Annotated in this window: 4 protein-coding genes; 1 reads left to right on the top strand and 3 read right to left on the bottom strand. The window is 47.6% G+C overall.

Annotated elements, in window-relative coordinates; genetic code table 11:
- Positions 1–24: 24 nt before the first annotated feature.
- Together K2Q26_07180 and lnt are read right to left on the bottom strand one after the other, a co-directional pair.
- The gene (locus K2Q26_07180) at positions 25–2,355 is read right to left on the bottom strand and encodes a Smr/MutS family protein (GenBank protein MBY0315284.1); all 2,331 of its coding nucleotides are present in this window, start codon (positions 2,353–2,355) and stop codon (positions 25–27) included.
- On the bottom strand, positions 2,318–3,697 hold the full coding sequence (lnt, locus tag K2Q26_07175) for an apolipoprotein N-acyltransferase (GenBank protein ID MBY0315283.1): 1,380 nt from the start codon (positions 3,695–3,697) through the stop codon (positions 2,318–2,320). Before lnt ends, K2Q26_07180 begins: the two co-directional genes overlap by 38 nt.
- A gap of 221 nt (positions 3,698–3,918) precedes the next feature.
- On the opposite strand from lnt, the gene K2Q26_07170 reads away from it, so the two are divergent.
- Positions 3,919–4,554 carry a hypothetical protein gene (locus tag K2Q26_07170; protein MBY0315282.1) on the top strand — a complete coding sequence of 212 codons (636 nt, stop codon included), beginning with the start codon at positions 3,919–3,921 and terminating at the stop codon, positions 4,552–4,554.
- Between the two features lie 96 nt (positions 4,555–4,650).
- Here the strand turns inward: K2Q26_07170 and K2Q26_07165 are convergent, their stop codons facing one another.
- Positions 4,651–5,997 carry a S8 family serine peptidase gene (locus K2Q26_07165; GenBank protein MBY0315281.1) on the bottom strand — a complete coding sequence of 449 codons (1,347 nt, stop codon included), beginning with the start codon at positions 5,995–5,997 and terminating at the stop codon, positions 4,651–4,653.
- Between the last annotated feature and the right edge of the window lie 3 nt (positions 5,998–6,000).

Below are 6,000 nucleotides of genomic sequence, written 5' to 3'. Positions count from 1 at the left end.
CGCACCCGCCGGACACGGTTCGGGCTATTCGAGGGCGAGGTAGATCCAGGTGGAGCCGTCGTCTCCGTTGGAGTCCATTGTTGAGGCCCAGCGGTTGACGTAGATGCTTCTGGAGAGGTGGTTGCGAATGGCTTTTTTGAGCGCTTCGGATCCATGACCATGCACCACCTTCACGCGCTCGTGACGGCGAATCAGTGCAGAGTCGAGGAAGGATTCGAGATCCTCAATGGCGGTGGCCACATTCTTTCCACGAACGTCGAGAGTATCGCCTTTGTCGGCAATCTCAAAATGCACGGGAGTGTTCATATTTCGTTTATTCAGAGGATTGGTCGCTCGCTTGGGGGGCTTGAGATCTTCCCACGAGACGGCCATCCGCATGGAGCCCGCAAGAATCTGCACCTCTCCTTGCTTGTTCGGTGCACTCTGAACCACCCCATCTCGTTGCAGAGAATTGATATACACGGGCGATCCCGGTGGAAAAGCTTTCGTGAATTTCTCGAGGGTATAGGTTTCTTCTGCGGGTGCCTTAATGATCTCCGGAAAATCGAGGACGATATTCGAGCGGCGCTCGTGATCGGTAAAGATTTTCTGCAAATTGCTCTTTTTAGACTCTTCGACAAATTTATCTTTGAGTTTGTTGACCTCTTCCCTTAAGAGTTTTTCACGATCGCGATCAAAATCCTTTAAACGCTTGAGCATGTTCTCTTTTTCGACCTGAGTCTCGCGAATTTTCGCTTCGAGCTCCTCGCGCATTTCGCGAGCTTGGCCCTTGAGCTTTTCGATATCATCCAAGGCCTCTAAGCGCAGTCGTGTTTCCGGGCTTAAATATTTTTGCGCCATTTCGAAAACTTCGCTTTTAACGCCGACGCGTTTTGCGGTGCTGAAAGCTAAGGATTGTCCCGGTAAACCTTTGACGAAATGATAAGTCGAAGATCCCGTACTGCGATTGTATTCCATAGAGCCATTCACAACTCCCGAGTCCTCTTTCCAGCCGGCCTTGAGGGGGCCTAAGTGAGACGTAATCACCGCAAAGGATTGGTTCTGTGAATAAAATTGGATAAATCCGCGCGCCAATGCCGAGCCCTCTTCGGGATCCGTAGAGCCACAGATTTCGTCGATCAAAATCAACGAAGATGGACCAGTCACTTCGCAAGCGGCATTTAGCGCTTTGAGGTGACCCACAAAAGTGCTCAGTTGCGAATCCACACTCTGCGAGTCTCCCACCGCGACGATAATATCTTTAAAGAAAGGAATGCGCGAGTTCTCGGACGCACAAATCGGTAACCCACAACGAGCCATCTGCGCGGCAATGCCACAGCACTTGAGAAGAACTGTTTTTCCACCGGCGTTCGGGCCAGACAGGAGAAGGATTCGTTCCTTGGTGTTTAAGCGAACCGTGTTGGGAATCACTTTTTCGGAATTGATAATCATGATGGGATGGCGAACTTCAGCCAATTCCATTTCTTCGTCGGAAAAAATCACGGGCCGCGCGTTGAGAGCCCCACTGAACTGAGCTTGCGCGAATCGAACATCACACTCAAGCATTAACTCTTTAGTGGTGATGATATCCGTCAGAAGCGATTGAAGATAGCGAGAAATTTGATTGAGTAAGTTCTCGATCTCTTCTTCGATCTCTGCTTCGATGCGTTTCAGTTGATTGTTCAAGGGAACAACATCTTGAGGTTCGACGAAAACGGTTTGTTTTGTCGTACTCGTCGCATGAATGATTCCAGGGACCTCGTAGCGCATGCCGCTCTTTACGGGAATCACCCATCGACCCTCGCGATTGGTCACGAATTTTTCTTGCAGGTAATTATCGTTGTCGTTCTTTCTAACTATGGAATTGAGCGTATTTTGAATTTTATGAGTCTGGGCCTTTTTCTCATTATAGAGATTGTAAAGTTTTTCGCTGGCATCGATGCGAATCTCCGCTTGAGGGGTGATCAAATGATCGATCGCGGAGAGTGGTTCTTCGGCATCGATTAAGCTTTCCGCGATCGTCTTACTCCAATCTTTAGGATTGGTTGTGATAATTTTACGTAAAGACAAAGCCTCTAAAAAAAATAGGCGAATGTCTTTGAGTTCGAGCGGTTTCAACTGAGATTGCTTTTCGAGGCGATGGAACCACGAGTGATAAAGATCAAGACTTTCCATAAAAGGCCGTTCGCCGGCACTTAAAAGCTCTTGCGCCTCGGCAATGCGCTGAAAATTCGCCTGCGCAAGGGCTTGAGACTCTAGCGGAGACGTTTGATGGAGAAGATCGCGAGCCTCGCTGCTGGTGGCGAACGAGGCGAGGTGGCGAACGATCTTTGGCCAATCAATCGTTTCTAGATTTTGCAGAAACTTTTGCTGCATACATGCCTCCAAGGAAAACGCAGAGAAATAAAGCGAGAATGATCCAGTGCCATAGCCCCGCAAAATAGGAGTAGACCGTGGGGGGTGGGTTCTCGCGGTAAGGAATACGAAACATTCCCACCCACTCTTCATGTCGAGGCGAAAACGTCTGCATTTTTCCGCCCGCGGTGATCATCGTGGAAATTCCGGTATTGGTCGAACGAATCAGAGGGAGTCGAAACTCAATGGCGCGTGCCATCGTGATGTACAAATGTTGAAAGGGCTCAAAGTCTTTTCCAAACCAAGAATCGTTGGTGAGGTTGACGATAATTTCAGTTCCCTGTGTGTAGAGGTCGCGAGTGAAAGAATCAAACAGGGCCTCGTAACAAATCTGTCCCCCAAAGCGCGGAAGATCATCGACTTTAATTGTGCCAGCCCCCGGGCCTCGCCCGAAATCAGAGACCATCGGGAACCATTCGATGAGTTTGGGGAAGTAGCTGGATCCCGGAAAGTATTCACCAAAGGCCAATAGCATTGTTTTATCGTAGTGGTCGCGGATCTCGCCTTTGCTGTCGATGAGAACCATGGAATTGTAAGTTTTTGAGCGAGCGTCACTGCGGTAAGCTCCGGTCAACAGCGGAATTCCAATGGCGTTGACGAAGTATTGCAAACGACGCTGGTAACTATTTTTCCTTTTATCAGTGGTGAGCCAGTTGGGATAGGCGGTCTCTGGCCAGAGTATGAGTTGAGTTTCGGGAAAATCTTTTAATCCTTGATCTGTCAATTGTAAGAAGCGATTGATGATAAAATCATGGAGCTGCGGGCCCTCTTGCTGATGGGATTTAATGTTATTCCCGATATTGGCCTGAATCACCAAAGCGTTGATGGTTTTTTCTCCTTCGACAAATCGATTCTGTAAATACCATCCCGCGAGATTGGGAATAATAAAGAGGGCAAAAGCCGCGACCAACGCCCTTTTCTTTCGCGTGAGCCAAAAAATCAAAACGCAGAGATTTATAAAAAGAATAAACAGATTGAGTCCGTAAAAACCAATCCACTCTGCGGCCTGCGCTCCGGGAAGCTTGGCCCAAAGCCACGAGTAGCCAAAGTGCCAAAAGAACAGATTGGGGAACATGAGCTCCGCCAACGATAAACTTAAAGGGAGGAGCAGCCAGCTCCAAAACTGAGGGACTCGTTTTTGCGCGTAAGACCAGAGGAGACCTGCCAGCGGGTAGTAGAGGTGAATAGCGCTGCAGTAAAGCAAAAGAATAACGATCGCCACCGGCATGGGGAAGCCCCCAAACTCCTTTACGGTATGAGCCACCCAATGAAATCCTATTAAACTAAAAATAAACTGGGTCATCCACGTTCCCCAAAAGATTCGGCGTGGAGAATTTGCATTTTTTATCCAAAAAATCCAAAGAGGAACGAGATAAAACGCTGTCGCCCATGGAGGGAATGGAATATAAGTTGTCCCCATGATAAAGCCTGTTAAAATAGGCAGAGCGTAGGTTTTAAAGAAGCTCTTAACTTTCTCAATTCGTTGCATTCCAGAAAGTTAACATAAATGAGGAGAGGCCTCCAATGAAATTGGGCCAAGACGGGTTGTCCCAACAACCTCAAGTCACACGAGAAATGTTGCTGCCGAAGGTAGAAAATTGTCCTTCGTGCTTAGAATTTCTTCCTGAGAACGCCACCGAATGCGCCTCCTGTGGAATTTTATTAAGCAACTTCAAGCGGGTGTCCCTCGAAAAGCGAATTAAAATCACAATTCCCGCACTCATGCACCTCAACTCCTACGAGTGCGAGGCTTTAGAGCGCGAGTGGGATAAGGTTTTAGCCTCATATACTTCGCGAGAGGTCCACGACCGATTTCTGAATTACTGCTACCAGCGCCGAGCTCTTCCTTACGTGGTCCATCAGTATCAGCAGCTTCTGGCCAAAGATGTCTCCGACGATATCGCAGAATTTATGATGAAGCGGGCCCGTGTTCTCGGCGAAAACACCGTGAGCCCAAAGACCGACGAGAGCCGCGAGGATTATCTGTGGAATCCCTCCGTCCTACGAACTTTTAAATATATTCTCTATTTTATGTTTTTCGTCGGCGTGTTCTTTATGGTCTTTGCGCTGGGCCAAGGCTTTCCGCTTCAGCAAATGATTTTCGCGATCGTACTGATGGGAGCATCGTACAGCACCCTCCAGGTTTTAAGGCATAATTAGGTAATTAGGTAACAGTTCCCTTTTGGAAATGCGATATAAAATCAAACAAGTTTGTTTGATTTTATATCGCATTTCCAAAAGGGAACTGTTACCTAATTACTCTTGGTTAATGTTGCGGTAAAGAGTGTCGTTGCCTAAAGACTTCATCAGAGACTTTCCGAAATCAACGAACTCCGTGGTGGGGCTGGACTGTGCGAGCTGCGGATCCGATGCAAAAGTGCCTTCTTTAAAGCCCGTGGTGTTGGAAGCGATGATTCCCGAGGCGGATACGCCTTGATCCAAAGTTGTAAGGGCCTTGTAGATATTCAACTTCTTAGAAGTTCCTGTCTTTGAGCGAAGCCAAGGGTATTCGTCTCCGGTCTTTAGAATATGGTTCTTGACCGAGAGGTAGTTAAAGTCAGGATGATTGGCTTTGATCAAGACGGCTAGGCCCGAAGCGAAGGCTGTGGCTTGCGAAGTTCCTGTGAGGTTACCGAAAGTGTTTCCGGGCCAAGTGGAATAGATCTCTTCGCCAGGAGCTGCAACGTGTACGGTACGAACACCGTAGTTGCTTGAAGGAAGAACTTTAAGACTTGGATTGATAGCGGTGACAGAAATAATATTGTCGAGGTCGTAGTTGGCGGGGTAGTACTTCTGTTTATCGGAGTTGCTATGTTCGTTTCCGGCAGCAGCGACGAAAAGAATACCTTCGCTGCGAGATTTGCGAATCGCTTCGAACTCCTGCTGGCTGTACTCAGTTCCACCGCCCGAGTAGTTGATGATGTGAGCCTTCATCGCTGTGGCGTAATTGATCGCTTTGATGGTGTTCTCTAAGTTGTTCGTCTGAAATTTGGGATCGTAATACTTGATCACCATTAAACTCACTTTAGATGCAATCCCTGTGATTCCGAAGTTGTTTCCACCTTCAGCACCGATGATTCCCGAAATATGAGTTCCGTGGCCATGGTTATCATCGAGTTTGTTGTTGTTATTGACGAAGTTCCAACCGTTGACGTCATCGACGTAACCGTTTTTGTCGTCGTCAATTCCGTTAGTGGCTTTATCGCGGCCTTTGCTATCAAGACCGGATTCTCCAGGATTGACCCATAAGTTATTCTTTAAATCTTGGTGCATGACATCCATACCGGTGTCGATCACCGCAACGATGACGTCTTTACTGCCTTCGGTAATTCCACGGCCTCTTAAGGCGTCGGAAATTTTAAGGCCCCAGTTTTTATTAATATCTGGATCGTTGAGGAGCATCGATTTGTTGGGTTCCGTTTTTGTAAAAAGAGTTCCTTTGGGAGCCGGTTTGTTTTGAATCGTGCGCTTCTTTAAAATGGAAGCGTTGGCGGCTTTTCTTTGCGGCGAGTGTTGAGGCTGTTGTGTCTTTAAAACACTGTAAGAGATGAGGCTTACACCTAACACCATTGGTACGGCTGCAAAGAACTTGTATGAAAACATGGA

It is taken from the genome of Bdellovibrionales bacterium (genome assembly GCA_019750295.1).
Taxonomy (GTDB): domain Bacteria; phylum Bdellovibrionota; class Bdellovibrionia; order Bdellovibrionales; family JAGQZY01; genus JAIEOS01.
Note: the sequence above shows the minus strand (reverse complement) of the source record. Positions and strands in the feature narration are given on the sequence as shown.

Coding starts and splice junctions, on each gene's coding strand:
- K2Q26_07180 (MBY0315284.1), bottom strand. CDS start 2,355: ATGCAGCAAAAGTTTCTGCAAAATCTAGAAACGATTGATTGGCCAAAG.
- lnt (MBY0315283.1), bottom strand. CDS start 3,697: ATGACCCAGTTTATTTTTAGTTTAATAGGATTTCATTGGGTGGCTCAT.
- K2Q26_07170 (MBY0315282.1), top strand. CDS start 3,919: ATGAAATTGGGCCAAGACGGGTTGTCCCAACAACCTCAAGTCACACGA.
- K2Q26_07165 (MBY0315281.1), bottom strand. CDS start 5,997: ATGTTTTCATACAAGTTCTTTGCAGCCGTACCAATGGTGTTAGGTGTA.